The 14,959-nt window shown below is 72.0% G+C and carries 8 protein-coding genes and 3 pseudogenes; 6 read left to right on the top strand and 5 right to left on the bottom strand.

Features of this window, described 5'->3' with window-relative positions; all coding sequences use genetic code 11:
• The first annotated feature begins 4 nt into the window (after nucleotides 1-4).
• The 3 genes and pseudogenes from MTP03_RS14475 (at nucleotide 5) to MTP03_RS14465 (ending at nucleotide 2,975) form a co-directional block, all read left to right on the top strand.
• Nucleotides 5-823 carry an acyl-[acyl-carrier-protein] thioesterase gene (locus MTP03_RS14475; RefSeq protein ID WP_248488865.1) on the top strand — a complete coding sequence of 273 codons (819 nt, stop codon included), beginning with the start codon at nucleotides 5-7 and terminating at the stop codon, nucleotides 821-823.
• A gap of 16 nt (nucleotides 824-839) precedes the next feature.
• Nucleotides 840-2,236, top strand: a pseudogene (locus tag MTP03_RS14470) (RNB domain-containing ribonuclease).
• A gap of 1 nt (nucleotide 2,237) precedes the next feature.
• A complete protein-coding gene (locus MTP03_RS14465) occupies nucleotides 2,238-2,975 on the top strand; it encodes a cutinase family protein (RefSeq protein WP_248488864.1) in 738 nt (245 codons plus the stop codon).
• Between the two features lie 4 nt (nucleotides 2,976-2,979).
• On the opposite strand, the gene MTP03_RS14460 is transcribed toward MTP03_RS14465, so the two are convergent.
• From MTP03_RS14460 to MTP03_RS14445, 4 genes and pseudogenes are all read right to left on the bottom strand, one after another.
• Nucleotides 2,980-4,503 (bottom strand): CYTH and CHAD domain-containing protein, encoded by a 1,524-nt coding sequence (locus MTP03_RS14460; protein WP_248488863.1) that lies wholly within the window; start codon nucleotides 4,501-4,503, stop codon nucleotides 2,980-2,982.
• Nucleotides 4,504-4,506: 3 nt separating this feature from the next.
• Nucleotides 4,507-5,479: pseudogene (gene pip / locus MTP03_RS14455) on the bottom strand (prolyl aminopeptidase).
• Between the two features lie 64 nt (nucleotides 5,480-5,543).
• Nucleotides 5,544-6,392 carry a 3-methyl-2-oxobutanoate hydroxymethyltransferase gene (panB, locus tag MTP03_RS14450; protein WP_248488862.1) on the bottom strand — a complete coding sequence of 283 codons (849 nt, stop codon included), beginning with the start codon at nucleotides 6,390-6,392 and terminating at the stop codon, nucleotides 5,544-5,546.
• A 54-nt stretch (nucleotides 6,393-6,446) separates the two neighbouring features.
• The gene (locus tag MTP03_RS14445) at nucleotides 6,447-8,180 is read right to left on the bottom strand and encodes an NAD+ synthase (protein WP_248488861.1); all 1,734 of its coding nucleotides are present in this window, start codon (nucleotides 8,178-8,180) and stop codon (nucleotides 6,447-6,449) included.
• A 54-nt stretch (nucleotides 8,181-8,234) separates the two neighbouring features.
• On the opposite strand from MTP03_RS14445, the gene MTP03_RS14440 reads away from it, so the two are divergent.
• Entirely contained in the window at nucleotides 8,235-9,842 is a 1,608-nt protein-coding gene (locus MTP03_RS14440; RefSeq protein WP_248488860.1) for an alpha/beta hydrolase, read from the top strand.
• A 40-nt stretch (nucleotides 9,843-9,882) separates the two neighbouring features.
• On the opposite strand, the gene MTP03_RS14435 is transcribed toward MTP03_RS14440, so the two are convergent.
• The gene (locus tag MTP03_RS14435; protein WP_248488859.1) at nucleotides 9,883-10,458 is read right to left on the bottom strand and encodes an FKBP-type peptidyl-prolyl cis-trans isomerase; all 576 of its coding nucleotides are present in this window, start codon (nucleotides 10,456-10,458) and stop codon (nucleotides 9,883-9,885) included.
• Between the two features lie 98 nt (nucleotides 10,459-10,556).
• On the opposite strand from MTP03_RS14435, the gene MTP03_RS14430 reads away from it, so the two are divergent.
• Nucleotides 10,557-11,897 carry a glutamine synthetase family protein gene (locus tag MTP03_RS14430; RefSeq protein ID WP_248488858.1) on the top strand — a complete coding sequence of 447 codons (1,341 nt, stop codon included), beginning with the start codon at nucleotides 10,557-10,559 and terminating at the stop codon, nucleotides 11,895-11,897.
• 10 nt (nucleotides 11,898-11,907) lie between these two features.
• Nucleotides 11,908-14,936 (top strand): annotated as a pseudogene (locus MTP03_RS14425) (bifunctional [glutamine synthetase] adenylyltransferase/[glutamine synthetase]-adenylyl-L-tyrosine phosphorylase).
• Nucleotides 14,937-14,959: the final 23 nt, after the last annotated feature.

Below are 14,959 nucleotides of genomic sequence, written 5' to 3'. Positions count from 1 at the left end.
GCGAGTGATCGGAGAACCCCTGCCCCCACGCATCACCGAGCCCGAGCGTCGCCAGCGGTTGCTGGACAGTGGCGCCATCTACACCGCTCAGCGGTCGGTACGGGGCGATGCCGTCAGCCAGGACCGGCGTCTGAAGTTCGACGGCGTCGCCCGGTACCTGCAGGACACGGGGCAGGACCACCTGCGGCACGTCGACTACGAGGACGTGCACCCGTACTGGGTGGTGCGCCGCACGGTGATCGAGATGATCGAGGGCGGCGACCAGCCCGACATCCTCACCGTGGAGCGCTGGGGCTCGAAGATGGGCTCGCGCTGGTGCAACGTGCGCATCGGCATCGACGGCCGCAAGGGCACCCGGATCGAGACCGAGGCGTTCTGGATCAACTTCAACATCGACACGCTGACGCCGTCGGCGCTGAGCGAGACGTTCCTGAGCACGTTCGGCGCGGCGGCGGAGCCCGGCGTCCTGCGCTGGAAGCAGTGGCTCGACCCGAAGCCGCATCCCGACGCGGTCGAGGTGCCGTTCCTGTTGCGCGCGGCGGATCTGGACATCATCCAGCACGTCAACAACGCGGTCTACTGGACGGCGCTGGAGGAGGTGCTGGCGACGCAGCCGGACCTGCGCGAGCGGCTACCGCTGCGCGGCATCGTCGAGCACAACTCCGCCCTACAGATCGAGGACGCCCCGCGGCTGCTCGCGCACCGCGACGGCGACGTCCTCTACGCCTGGCTCGTCGCGGGCGATCGCACCGCCGCGGCCATGAGCGTCGAGGCACTGCCCGCGGACACGCAGGCGGACGGGGCGCAGGCGGACGGGGCGTAGCGTGGCCGGCATCCCGATGCGCGGCCCCGTCCCGTCCAGCGACGTCGACTTCGGTTCGGTCCGTGCCGAGTTCGAGCTGGTCGAGGCGTTCGAGGCCGGCGTCGAGGCCGAGGCCGCCGCGGCGGCGGACCGGCACCCGCAGGGGGGCGGACCGTCGGGACATCGAGTTCGTGACGATCGACCCGCCCGGGTCCAAGGATCTCGACCAGGCCGTGCACATCGCCGCGGACGGCGACGGCTACCTCGTGCACTACGCGATCGCCGACGTGGGCGCGCTGGTCGCGCCCGGCGGTGCCCTCGAGGCCGAGACCCGCCGACGGGGCCAGACGATGTACCTGCCCGACGGTTCCGTCCCGCTGCACCCGCGATCGCTGTCCGAGGGCGTGGGATCGCTGCTGCCCGGTCAGGACCGGGCCGCGGCGCTGTGGGAGATCCGAATCGACGCCGCGGGCGAGGTCGCCTCGGCCACCGTGGCCCGCGCGCTCGTCCGCTCCCGCGCGCAGCTCGACTACGCCGGCGTGCAGGCCGATTTCGACGCCGGCCGCGTGCACCCGAGCATCGCCCTCCTCGCCGAGGTGGGGAAGCTGCGCCAGGCGTGGGGCCGTGTGCACGGCGCCGTCGACCTGCGGCTCCCCGCCCAGGAGGCGGTACAGGGCCCGGACGGGTGGACGCTGCGGATCGAACCGCGCACCGATTTCGACGCCTACAACGCCCAGATATCGCTGCTCACCGGCGTGTGCGCGGCGACGATCATGATCGACGCCGGCATCGGCCTGCTGCGGACCCTCCCCGCGGCGCCCGCCGACGCCGTCGCCGACCTGCGCCGCACCGCCGCCGCGCTGGGCGCGGACTGGCCGCAGGGCGTCGGCGTCGGCGACTTCCTGGCCGGGCTCGACGTCGAGACCCCGCAGGGGCTGGCCGTGATGAGCGACGCCACCCGCCTGCTGCGCGGGTCCGGGTACACGGCGTTCGGTGCCGGTGCGGCACTGCCGGACGACCATGCGCACGCCGGGGTGGGCGCGCCGTACGCGCACGTCACCGCCCCGCTGCGGCGCACGGCGGACAGGTACGCCACCGAGGTGTGTCTCGCCGCGTGCGCGGGCACGCCGATCCCGGTGGGCCTCGGGCGCCCTCACCGACGTCGCCGAGACCATGCAGCGCACGAACGGCACGGCGAACAAGGTGGACCGGGCGTGCATCGACCTCACCGAGGCCGTGATCCTGGCCGACCGGGTGGGGGAGGACTTCGCGGCGATCGCGGTGCGTGACGATCAGGTGCTGCTCGACGATCCCGTGGTCATGGCCCCGTGCACGGGCACGCCGCCCGAGGGCAGCCGGGTGAACGTGCGCCTGGAGACCGCGGACGTTGCCGCCAGAAAGGTGTCCTTCGCGTACGACGACGCGCTAGTTTGAGATGCATGAGTCGTCGCCTCGTCCTCATTCCCGCACTCGCAGCCCTGGTCGCGCCGCTGGCGCCGCGTTCGTCGCCGCCCCGGCGGCCGCGGCGCCCACCTGCGCCGACTACACGTTCATCGGCGTCGCCGGTTCCGGTGAGGGCCGCGAGGCGGGCGGCCTCGGCACCACGGTGAACGCCGCGGCGCAGGCCTTCGCGGCCCGCGTCCGCGCCGCGGACAAGACGGTGGCGATCCGGCCCATCCACTACCCGGCCGCGCCCGTGCCCACCGGCCTGGACAAGCTGGGCGGGTTCCTGGCCAGCATCAACACCGGCGCCGCGAACACCCAGGGCGACGTGGGCATCGTCACCAAGGCCTGCCCGTCGACGAAGATCGTGCTCGTGGGCTTCTCGCAAGGCGCCTCCGCAGTGCACCGCGCGCTGCAGCGCCTCGGCGACACGAAGCAGATCGTCGGCGCCGCGCTGATCGCCGACCCGGACCGCATCCCGAACGACACCACCCGCTACCTCGGCAGCGCGCCCCGCTCGCAGGGCATGGCGCAGGCCTCGGCGATGATCAGCGGCGCGAACCCCGCGCCGATCCCCGCACGGGTGGGCGGCCGCACGATCACCGTGTGCACCGCGGGGGACCCGGTGTGCCACTGGACGGGCAACCTCGCCGACACCGTGACCGACTCGCACAAGTCCTACTCCGGCGCCGATATCGGCGGCCGCCTCGCCGGCCTCGCCGGGCTCTGACGGCTCAGGCGGCCCGGCGCGGGAGGGCGTCGGCGCGGGAGGGCGCGTCAGCGGAGCTTGCGCAGGAGCGCGGGCAGCGCCTCGCGGGCCGGGCGGCGCGCCACTCCTCGGCCGCATCGAGCCGGCCGAGCCGGAACGCGATCGACGGGTCCGTGGTCTCCGCGGCGAGCTCGGTCACCGCGTCGCGCGCGATGGTGGCGTCCTGGAACTCGCCGAGCCGGGTCTGCACCTTCGCCAGCGCCTTCACCTCGTGCCGCAGGTCACCGCGCACCACCGGGTCGACCACGGCGGACGCGTACCGCAGCCGCTTGGCGTGCTTGCGCACCGCGTGCACGTCCTCGTCGGTGCAGGTGGGCAGCGCGAGGAGGCCCGCGGACTGCCGCGCGAACGAGCGGATCCGCTTGTCCAGCAGCGGGGCCAGGCTCTTGACGGCCGGCTGGTCCGCCCGCTCGCGCAGGGGCGGGTCGGCGATGAACGCGTCGATCGCGTCCAGCAGCACGAAATAGCGGTCGGAGCGGAGCGCGATGCCCACGCGTGACCAGCCGCGAGCCTCCGCGGCCCGCTGCCGCTGGGCGAGGGCGGCGCCCGCGCCCGCCAGGTCACCGTCGAACGCCTCGAACCGCTGCGCCAAGACCTCCGCGTCGCGCACCGCGCCGAGGATCGAGGCCAGCAACTTGAGCTCCGAGCTCAGCGCGGCCCGCGACGGGCCCTCGAAGAAGCCCGAGAACTCCGTCAGCACGCTGCGCAGCTGCCGCGTCGCGATCCGCATCTGGTGCACCGAGTCGTCGCCGCGCGCCCGGACCCGCGGATCCTCGCGCAGCAGCTTGTCGCGGTACGCGCCGAGCGCGGCCGTCAACAGCTGCCCGGCCGTCGCGCGCGACGCCTTCTTCGGCAGCTCGACGGTGCCCCGGGCCGGGTCCGAGTCGATGGCCCGCGCCAGCTTCGACGCCGCGTCGGGCCGCCCGCCGCCCGCGGCGCGGAGCGTCTTGTCGACGGCCGTCGCCGTCTTGCGGCCGAGTGGGGTGTCCGGCACCTCGAACTCCCACTCGCGCCAGTTCTTCTCGGCACCGTCGGGCAGCAGCGAGATCGAGTGCACGTGGTCGTCGACGAACTCGCCCAGGAGCTCCCCGTCCACCGCGTGGCGGTACGTGGTGTGCCGCTCGTTCTCCACGATCGCGATCGGCGCCAGCGTGCGTCCGCGGACCACCGCGCGCACGCGCTCGGTGAGCTCGGCCGGCACCTCGGCGGCGGCACCGTCGGGCTCGTCGCCGAGCGGCGCGGTCACCTCCCGGCGGTCGGCACCGTCGGGCAGCTTGAGGTGCCACCCGTCGTCCTTGCCGCCCGTGCGGCGCCGCAACGTGATCCGGTTCGCGGACAGGTCCAGCGCCTCGGTGTCGTAATACACGGCCACCAGGTGGAAAACCTCGTCGGTGGTGGTGCTGTCCACCCCGGGCACCGCGGCCAGAGACGGCGCCGCGGTGGCGGCGTCCACCTCGTACTTGGTCTCGATCTCGCGCTGCTCGGCCATCGGCTATCTGTCCCTTGCGTATCGGTCGGTGGCGTCGATGAGTGCCGAGCGGATGCCCGGCTCGAAGGCGGAGTGCCCGGCGTCCGGGACCATGACGAACTCGGCGGACGGCCAGGCGCGGTGCAGGTCCCACGCGCTGCGCGCCGGGCACACCACGTCGTAGCGGCCCTGGACGATCACGCCCGGGATGCCGGCGATGCGGCCGATGTCGCGCAGCAGCTGCCCCTCGCCGAGGAATCCGCCGTTCACGAAGTAGTGGTTCTCGATCTGCGCGAACGGGATCGCGAACCGCGGGTCGTCCGCGTCCGCGGCCTTCTCCGGCGTGTTGATCAGGTGGCTGGTGCCGCGCTCCCACTTCGACCACGCCTTCGCCGCGCGCAGCGCGACGTCCTGGTCGGGGGAGTGCAGCAGCCGGTGGTAGGCCGCGATCTTGTCGGCCGACGGTGCCCGGTCCGCCTCGTCGAGCGGCGCCAGGTACTCCTCCCAGTCGTCCGGATAGATGTGGGAGGCACCGTCGTTGTAGTACCAGTCGAGCTCGCTGCGGCGCAGCAGGAAGATGCCGCGCAGCACCAGCTCCGTGACCCGGTCCGGGTGGGCCGGGCGTAGGCCAGGCCCAGCGTGGAGCCCCAGGACCCGCCGAACACCTGCCACTTCTCGATGCCGAGGTGTTCCCGGATGCGCTCGATGTCGGCGATCAGGTGGGGCGTGGTATTCACGGCCAGCCGGTCGGCGAGTGAATCCCCCTCGCCGGAGGGCTGATCCGCGATGTGCGGCTTGCTCTGCCCGCAGCCGCGCTGGTCGAAGACCACGATCCGGTACGCCGCCGGGTCGAAGAACCGGCGGCACTCGGGGAGGTGCCGCCGCCCGGGCCGCCGTGGACGAACACCACGGGCTTGCCCGCGGGGTTCCCGCTCTGCTCGACGTACAGGAGCTGGCCGTCGCCCACGTCCAGCAGCTCGGTGCGGTAGGGCTCGATCTCGGGGTAGAAGTCCCCTCGGGGGCTCCGCCCCCGAGCACCCCGGTCGTGTTCTCCTCCGTCATCAGAATCCGTGCTCCGGTCCGGGGAACTCGCCCGAGGCGACCTCCGCCACGTAGTCCTGGGCGCCGCGCAGCAGCTCGTCGCCGATGCTCGCGTACTTCTTGACGAACCGCGCCGTGCGGCCGCGGTTGAGGCCGGAGAAGTCCTGCCACACCAGCACCTGGCCGTCGCACTGGTTGCCGGCGCCGATCCCGATCGTGGGGATCGAGATCTCTTTCGTGACTTGGGCGGCCACGTCCGACGGCACCATCTCCAGCACCACGGAGAAGGCGCCGGCGCTGTCCACCGCCTTCGCGTCGAGCCGGATCTTGTCGGCCGCCTCGTCGCCGCGGCCCTGAACCCGGTTGCCGCCCAGCGAGTTCACCGACTGGGGCGTGAAGCCGATGTGCGCCATCACGGGGATGCCGCGGCGCTGCAGGAATTCGATGGTGGGCGCCATGTGCACACCGCCCTCCAGCTTCACCGCCTCGGCGCCGGCCTTCATCAGCTTCGCGGCGCTGCGGTAGGCCTGCTCCGGGGACTCCTCGTAGCTGGCGAACGGCATGTCCGCCACCACGAGCGCGTACTTGGTGCCGCGGCGCACCGCGGCGACCATCGCCGCCATCACGTCCAGCTCCATCGGCAGCGTGGAGTCGAACCCGTACACGGTGTTCGCTGCGCTGTCGCCGATCAGTAGGGCGGTGACGCCGGCCTCGTCGAAGATCGAGGCGGTCATGTAGTCGTAACTGGTGAGCATCGCCCACTTCTCGCCGCGCTCCTTGAGCTCGGCCAGGTGGTGGATGCGCACCTTCTTCCGGGCCGGCGCGTTCCCGGCGCCGGTTCCGCTTCCGTAGACGGGGCTCTCGCTCATCGTGCTCGCTCCATTCCCTCTGTCCCAGCCGGTCTCTCCGGTCCGGGCAGTCTGTTACGCCGGGTCGTGCCAGCGATTGGTGATCGGCATCCTCCGGTCGCGGCCGAAGGCCTTGGGCGTGACCTTCGGTCCCAGGGGGTACTGCCGGCGCTTGTACTCGGCGCGGTCCACGAGCCGGGCCACCTTGCGGATCAGCTCGGGTTCGTAACCGGCCTCGGCGATCTCGGCGACGCCCTGGTCCTGCTCGACATAGCGCCGCAGAATGTCGTCGAGGATGTCGTAGTCCGGCAGCGAATCGCTGTCCTTCTGGTCCGGCCGCAGCTCGGCCGACGGCTCCTTGGTGATCGAGTTCTCCGGGATCGGCGGGGTCTCGCCGCGCTCGATCGCCACCTTGTTGCGCCATCGTGCGAGGTCCCACACCAGCGACTTCTCGACGTCGCGGATCGGCGCGTAGGCGCCCACCGCGTCGCCGTAGATGGTCGAATAGCCCACGGCCAGTTCGCTCTTGTTGCCGGTGGCCAGCACCAGGTGCCCGTCCAGGTTCGACAGCGACATCAGCGTCATGCCGCGGCACCGCGCCTGGATGTTCTCCTCGGCGAGGCCGCTCAGGTGCAGCTGGCCGACGAACGACTCCACCATGTGCTCGATCGGCTCGAACCGGAAGTGGATACCCATGCGGCGCGCCTGATCCGCGGCGTCGTCCTTGGAGTGGTCCGAGCTGTACTTGGACGGCATGCCCACGCCGTACACGTTGTCGGCGCCCACCGCGTCGGCGGCGATCACGGCCACCAGGGCCGAGTCGATGCCGCCGGACATGCCCAGCGCGACGGTGCGCCCGCCCACCTTGTGCACGTAGTCCCGCGTGCCGGTGACCAGCGCGGCCCAGATCTGTGCGGTCTCGTCGAGCTCGGCCGGGCGGGCGGCACCGTCGACGGTGGCGGTGGTGGGCCGGGCGGCCAGCGCGACCGTCTCGACGGCCCACCCGGCGACCTCGGCATCGTGCGGGCGGCCGAGCGCGGGGACGTCGGTGAGAGTGGTCGTCTCGACGAACTGCGCGCCGGGCGCCCAGTCGCCGCCCGGCAGCGTGACGAACGAGTCACCGTCGAAGACGAGTTCGTCCTGGCCGCCGACCAGGTTGACGTAGATCAGCGGCGCGCCTGCTTCGGCCACGCGCGCGGCGGCGATCTCGCGCCGCTGCGCCGGCTTGCCCACCTCGAACGGGCTGGCGTTGAGGCACAGCACCGCGTCGACGCCGAGCGCGCCCAGGCCGGCCACGGGACCGTCGGGCCACCAGACGTCCTCGCAGATGGCCAGGCCCAGCCGCACCCCGTCGACGTCGAGGACGACCAGCCGGTCGCCGGGCGTGAACCAGCGCTTCTCGTCGAAGACGCCGTAATTGGGCAGGAAGTGCTTGTCGTAGCGGGCGACGAGCCGGCCGCCGTGCAGGACTCCGGCGGCGTTGCGGGCGCCGCCGGTGGGGTTCGTGCTGGTCTCGGGGGCGTCCGGATCGCGGTCTAGGAAGCCGACGACCACGATCAGGTCGCCGCAGCCGGCGGCGTCGAGGGCACGGGCGAGCTCGTGGACCGCTTCGCGGGAGTCGACCGCGAAGGACCGACGGAGCAGCAGGTCCTCCACCGGATAACCGGTGAGGGCCATCTCGCCGAACACGGCGACCTGGGCACCGTGCTGGGCTGCCTCACGAGCGGCGGCGGTGATGCGGGTGACGTTGGCGTCCAGATCACCCACGACGGGGTTGATCTGGCACGCCGCGACACGAAGGGGCGTCATGGCTCAACCCTAGCGTCCCTCGGTTGCGGCCCGGCGCGTGGCAGGATCGGTGGAATGAAGGCCCGCAAGCCCCTCGTCGCCGCGTTCGCGCTCGCCTCCGCCGTCACCCTCGCGGGGTGCTCGGTCCAGATCGGCGGCGACCCCGTTCCGTCGGAGAGCTCGACGGTGTTCGGCGGCGCGACGGAGCCCGGCGGGGCCGCCCCGAGTGGACCCTCGGGCCTGAAGAAGTACTACGGACAGAAGCTGGACTGGGGCTCGTGCGCCGAGATGGCCAAGACCGACGAGGTGCAGGAGTACGACCGGCAGCGGCTCGAGTGCGCGCAGCTGACCGTGCCGATCGACTACAACGACCCGTCCGCGGGCGAGACGAAGCTCGCGGTGGCGAAGGTGAAGGCGTCGGGGAAGAAGCAGGGGTCGCTGCTGATGAACCCCGGCGGGCCCGGTGGGTCGGGCGTGCAGCAGGTGGCGGCGAAGTCGATGGACGCCGACAAGTTCGAGATCACCAGCACGTTCGACCTCGTGGGCTGGGATCCGCGCGGGGTGGGCGCGAGCTCGCCCGCGGTGCGGTGCTTCAGCGACAAGCAGCGCGACGAGAACCGGCTCTCCACGCTGGCCTTCGACAACTCGCCGGCGGGCATCGCCAAGCAGGAGGAGTTCAACGAGTCGCAGGCCGACCTGTGCGCCGAGAAGATGGGCAAGAAGTTCCTCGAGCACGTGGGCACCGCCGACACGGTCCGGGACCTGGACGTGCTGCGCGCGGTGCTGGGCGACAAGAAGCTCACGTACCTGGGGTACAGCTACGGCACGTTCATCGGCGCGATCTACGCCGAGCGGTTCCCGGAGAACGTCCGGGCGATGGTGCTCGACGGTGCGGTCGACCCGGCGCAGGACCAGATCACGTCGAACGTGCAGCAGATGGCCGGATTCCAGACCGTGTTCGACGACTGGGCGAAGGACTGCGCCAAGCGGCCCGACTGCCCCGTGGGCACCGATCCCGCGAAGGCGACGGAGACCTACCAGCAGCTGGTGCGGCCGCTGATCGACAAGACCGTCCGCGGCCAGGGCGGCCGGCAGCTGAGCTACAACGACGCCACCACCGCGACCATCCAGGCCATGTACGCGCAGCAGCTGTGGGAGCCGCTGCGGGTGGGGCTCGCCAACCTGAAGAAGGGCGACGGCGCACTCCTGCAGCGGATCGCCGACCTGTACCTCAGCCGCGACGAGCTGGGCCGTTACTCGCCGATGATGGACGCCAACACGGCGATCAACTGCGTCGACGGCCCGGCGATCACGGACCCCGCCGAGTTGTCGCGGCTCGACCGCGAGATCCGCAAGGCCGCACCGTTCCTCGACGATGGCCGCGGCACCGGGAAGGCGGCGAAGGGCACCTGCGCGTTCTGGGCCGCCGCGCCCACGCTGAAGCCGCACGAGGTGAACGCCGTGGGCGCCCCGAAGCTCGTGGTGATCTCGACGACGCACGACCCGGCCACCCCCTACGAGAACGGCGTGAGCCTGGCGAAGCAGCTGGGCGCGTCGCTGATCAGCTTCGAGGGCAGCCAGCACACGGTGTCCCTGGACGGCAACGCGTGCGTCGACGACGCCGTCACTGCGTACCTGCGCGACCTCAAGGCCCCGGCCGCGAACCTGCGCTGCACGGCGTAGCGCTGCGGCGCCGCCGGGTGCTGTAGAGCCGGCCGGCGCGTCAGTTCGCGGCGAGCACGGTGATCGCGTAGATCAGAGTGTCACCGGGCTCGATCCCGGCGCGCGGCTCGCCCTTGGGGTAGGCGTCGGCGGCGGTCACGGAGGCGACGACGGTGGCCCCGGATCGCTGCCCCACCAGCGCGGTGCGGAATCCCGCGATCATGTCGGGCAGCGCCACCTCGGCGGACGTGGCGCGGGAGAAGGCATCGTCGAACACCCTGCCGGTGCGTCCGTTGACCCCCTGATAACAAACGGTGACCACGGAGTTCTCGGTGAGCTCGGCGCCCGAGCCCGGCTGCGTCGTGGTCGCGTGGGACGCGTCCACGCGGTACGGGGTCTCGACGGTGACCCGTGGTGCGGAGTCCTTCGTCGGCGCGATCACGGCCGCCCGGCCGGCGGCGCCCGCCAACTCCACCGGCTTCGCGCCGGGCGCGGGGGCGCCGCTGGGGCAGACGGCGATCGGGTCGGTGCCGGTGCTCGGCGCGGCCGTGGTGTCCGACGGCGAGTCGCAGCCCGCGAGCCCCACGGCGCCGATCGCGGCGGATGCCAGTGCGATGCGTGCGGATGGTGCCTTCACGCCCCGGACCCTACTCGCGGGGCCCGGCACCCGCGGGGACCCGCGGATTCCCGGCACATGTAACACGCCGTTAACACCTTCTCGCCTAGGGTCGAGCCATGGATCGGCAGCAGGAGTTCGTCCTTCGCACCATCGAGGAACGGGACATCCGCTTCGTGCGGCTGTGGTTCACCGACGTGCTCGGTTTCCTCAAGTCCGTGGCCATCGCCCCGGCCGAGTTGGAGGGCGCCTTCACCGAGGGCATCGGGTTCGACGGTTCCTCGATCGAGGGCTTCTCCCGCGTGTCCGAGGCCGACACCGTCGCCAAGCCGGACCCCAGCACCTTCCAGGTGCTGCCGTGGACCAGCGGCGACGGCGAGATGCACTCGGTCCGCATGTTCTGCGACATCGCGATGCCCGACGGTACGCCGTCCTGGGGCGACAGCCGTCATGTGCTGCGGCGGCAGCTGAACCGCGCCGCCGATCTGGGTTTCTCCTGCTACGTGCACCCGGAGATCGAGTTCTACCTGCTCAAGAAGGAGCTCGCCGCGGACGGCCGGCCGATCCCGGCCGATACGGGCGGCTACTTCGACCAGGCGGTCCACGAGTCGGCGCCGAACTTCCGGCGCAGCGCCATCGAGGCCCTCGAGGCGATGGGCATCTCCGTCGAGTTCAGCCACCACGAGGCGGGGCCGGGCCAGCAGGAGATCGACCTGCGCTACGCCGACGCGCTGTCGATGGCCGACAACGTGATGACCTTCCGCTACCTCGTCAAGGAGGTGGCGATGGCCGAGGGCGTGAAGGCCTCGTTCATGCCGAAGCCGTTCGGCAACCATCCGGGCTCGGGCATGCACACCCACATGAGCCTGTTCGAGGGGGATTCCAACGCCTTCCACGACCCGGACGACGAGCTGCAGCTCTCGGCGACGGGCAAGGCGTTCATCGCCGGCATCCTGCACCACGCGCCGGAGATCTCGGCCGTGACCAACCAGTGGGTCAACTCGTACAAGCGCCTGGTGACCGGCGACGAGGCGCCTACGGCCGCGACGTGGGGCGCCGCCAACCGGTCCGCGATGGTGCGCGTGCCGCTGTACACGCCGAACAAGGCCAGCAGCCGCCGGGTCGAGGTGCGCTCGCCCGATTCCGCGTGCAACCCGTACCTGGCCTTCGCGGTGCTGTGCGCCGCCGGGCTCGCCGGCATCAAGGGCGGCTACGACCTGCCCGAGGCCGCCGAGGACGACGTGCGGCAGATGACCGCGCGCGAGCGCCGTTCGATGGGTTTCCGGGACCTGCCGACCAGCCTGGACGACGCCCTCGTCCTGATGGAGAAGAGCGAGCTGGTGGCGGAGACGCTCGGGGAGCACGTCTTCGAATACTTCCTGCGCAACAAGTGGTCCGAGTGGAACGACTACCGGTCGGTGGTCACCCCGTTCGAGCTCGACCGCTTCCTGTCGCTGTAAGGGGTCGACGGTGCCGCCGACCAGCCGTGAGGTCCGCCGTCCCGGTGCGGGCAGGCTCGGCCTGCTCGACCCCGCCGCCGACGAGAACCTCGAACTCCTCGGATGGGCGAACGCCGAGAGCGTGGACGTGCTCTGGGCGCTGTCCCGCGCCGCCGACCCGGACTGGACGCTGCGTGCGCTGATCCGGCTGCGCGAAGCCGTCGGCGACGACTGGACGGAGGTCGACGCGCTGATCCGTGCGGACACCACGTTCCGCGGACGGCTGTTCGGGCTGCTCGGTGCCTCCGACGCGCTGGGCGACCACATGATCAGCCGCCCCGCCACGTGGCGGCTGCTCACCGACACCGCCCCGCTGCGCTCGCGCGACGACCTTATCGCGGCGATGCTCGCGACCGTCGACGCGGTGAAGGTGCCCGGGCGCGCCGACGACGACCTGTTGTACCGCGCCGCCGTCACGGGCGGCGAGGCGATCGCGAGATTGCGCGACGGCTACCGCGACCTGATCATGATCCTCGCGGCCCGCGACCTCGCGGAGCTCGTGGAGAACGAGCCGACGCTGCCGTACCCGATCGTCGGCGCGCACCTGGCCGATCTCGCGGACGCCGCCCTCACCGCCGCGCTCGCCGTGGCCGTGGCGACCGTGTACCCGGACTCCGAGCCGCAGGGCCGGCTCGCCGTGGTCGCGATGGGCAAATGTGGGGCGCGCGAACTGAATTACGTCTCGGACGTGGACGTGATCTTCGTGGCCGAACCCGCCGACGGGCCGTCGGCCCGGCTCGCGGGCGAGATGATGCGGATCGGCTCCGCCGCGTTCTTCGACGTGGACGCGGCGCTGCGCCCCGAGGGGAAGGCCGGGAGCCTCACCCGCACGCTGGAATCGCATGTGGCGTACTACAAGCGGTGGGCCAAGACCTGGGAGTTCCAGGCGATGCTCAAAGCCCGGCCGCAGACCGGCGACATGGCGCTCGGCTACGAGTATCTCGCGGCGCTCAGCCCGATGGTGTGGGAGGCGGCCGAGCGCGAGGACTTCGTGCAGGACGTGCAGGAGATGCGCCGGCGGGTCGAGGAGAACATCGCTCCCGCGCTGCGCGACCGCGAGCTCAAGCTGGGCCGGGGCGGGCTGCGTGACGTGGAGTTCGCGGTCCAGCTGCTGCAGCTCGTGCACGGCCGCACCGACGAGACCCTGCGGGAGCGGAGCACCGTCGACGCCCTGGAGGCCCTGACCGCCGGCGGGTACGTGGGCCGGGACGACGGCGCGAACTTCACTGCGAGCTACGAGTTCCTGCGCCTGCTCGAGCACCGGCTGCAGCTGCGTCGGATGGAGCGCACGCACCTGCTGCCCCGCCCGACCACGAGGAGGCGTGGCGATGGCTCGCGAGGGCGGCGCACATGCGGCCCGACGGCGACCGCGACGCCGCCGGGGTGCTGCGCGCCGAACTCAAGCGGCAGTCCGCGCGGGTGCGGCGGCTGCACACCAAGCTGTTCTACCGGCCGCTGCTGGACTCGATCGCCGGCCTCGACGCCGAGGCCGTGAGCCTGACCGACGACGCCATCGTCGCCCGCCTCGGCGCCCTGGGCTTCCGTCAGCCGCAGCATGCGCTGGCACACCTCAAGGCGATGGCAGACTCGTCGCGCCGAGGCCGCATCCAGACCATCCTGCTGCCGACCCTGCTCGAATGGCTCAGCGAGACACCGAATCCCGATGGGGGTCTGCTGAACTACCGCAATCTCTCGGAGGACCTGCGCGACGTCGAGTGGTATCTGCGGGTGTTGCGCGACGAATCCGTCGTCGCGCAGCGGCTGATGACGGTGCTCGGGTCGTCCACGTTCGTCGGCGAGCTGTTGGCGCGCTCGCCCGAGGTGATCCGGATGTACTCCGACGGCGCGGACGGGCCGAAGCTCACGGCCACCTCGCCGCAGGAGGTGTACAACGGGATGCTCGCGGCGGTGAGCCGCGCGCACCACCGCGACCGCGCGATCGCGGTGGCGCGGGCCATGCGGCGCAGCGAGATCGCCCGCATCGCCTCCGCCGACATCCTGGGCATGATGACCGTGCCGCAGGTGTGTGCGGCGCTGTCGTCCGTGTGGGGAGCGGCCCTCGACGCGGCACTGGTCTCCGAGGTCGCGACGTCCGTCGCGGAGCGCGAATCCAGCCGCAGCGCATACCCGTCCGGCGCGCCCGCGCGGATCGCCGTGATCGGCATGGGCCGGCTCGGCGGCCACGAGATCGGCTACGGCTCCGACGCCGACGTGCTGTTCGTGTGCGTGCCCAACGAGGGCTACGAGGAGTCCGACGCGACTCGGTGGGCGAACCTGGTGGCGGACGCGGTGCGCACGCGGCTCGGCGCACCGTCGGTGGACCCGGGCCTGGAGGTGGACACCGGGCTGCGGCCCGAGGGACGCAACGGGCCGGTGGTGCGTACCCTGGCGGCCTACCGGACGTACTACGACCAGTGGGCCCAGCCGTGGGAGGTGCAGGCGCTGCTGCGCGCCACCCACGTGGCCGGCGATGAGGAGCTCTCCCGGGAGTTCCTGCACATCGTGGACGAGACGCGGTACCCCGACGGCGGCGTCTCGCCGGAGACGGTGCGCGAGCTGCGGCGGATCAAGGCCCGCGTCGATTCGGAGCGGCTGCCCCGCGGCGCCGACCCGGCGACGCACACCAAGCTGGGGCGCGGCGGGCTCTCCGATGTGGAGTGGACGGTGCAACTCGAGCAGCTGCGGTACGCGAGCGCCGTTCCCGCGCTGCGCAACACATCCACGCTCGAATCGCTCGACGCGATCCGCGAGGCCGAGCTGCTGCCCGAGGAGGACGTGGACCTGCTGCGCAGCGCGTGGCTCACCGCCACCCGGGCGCGCAACGCCCTGTTCCTGGTGCGCGGCAAGCCCGTCGACCAGTTGCCGGGCCCCGGCGCCGTGCTCTCGAACGTGGCGTACGTGGCAGGGTGGCGCGGCGCGTCGCTGGACTACCTCGAGGACTACCTGCGCACCACGCGGCGCGCGCGGGCCGTGGTCGACCGGGTGTTCTGGGGCGAGTAGCGCTTCGCCAGGCAGAATGGCAG

It is taken from the genome of Tsukamurella sp. PLM1 (genome assembly GCF_023168325.1).
In the GTDB taxonomy this organism is placed as follows: domain Bacteria; phylum Actinomycetota; class Actinomycetes; order Mycobacteriales; family Mycobacteriaceae; genus Tsukamurella.
Note: the sequence above shows the minus strand (reverse complement) of the source record. Positions and strands in the feature narration are given on the sequence as shown.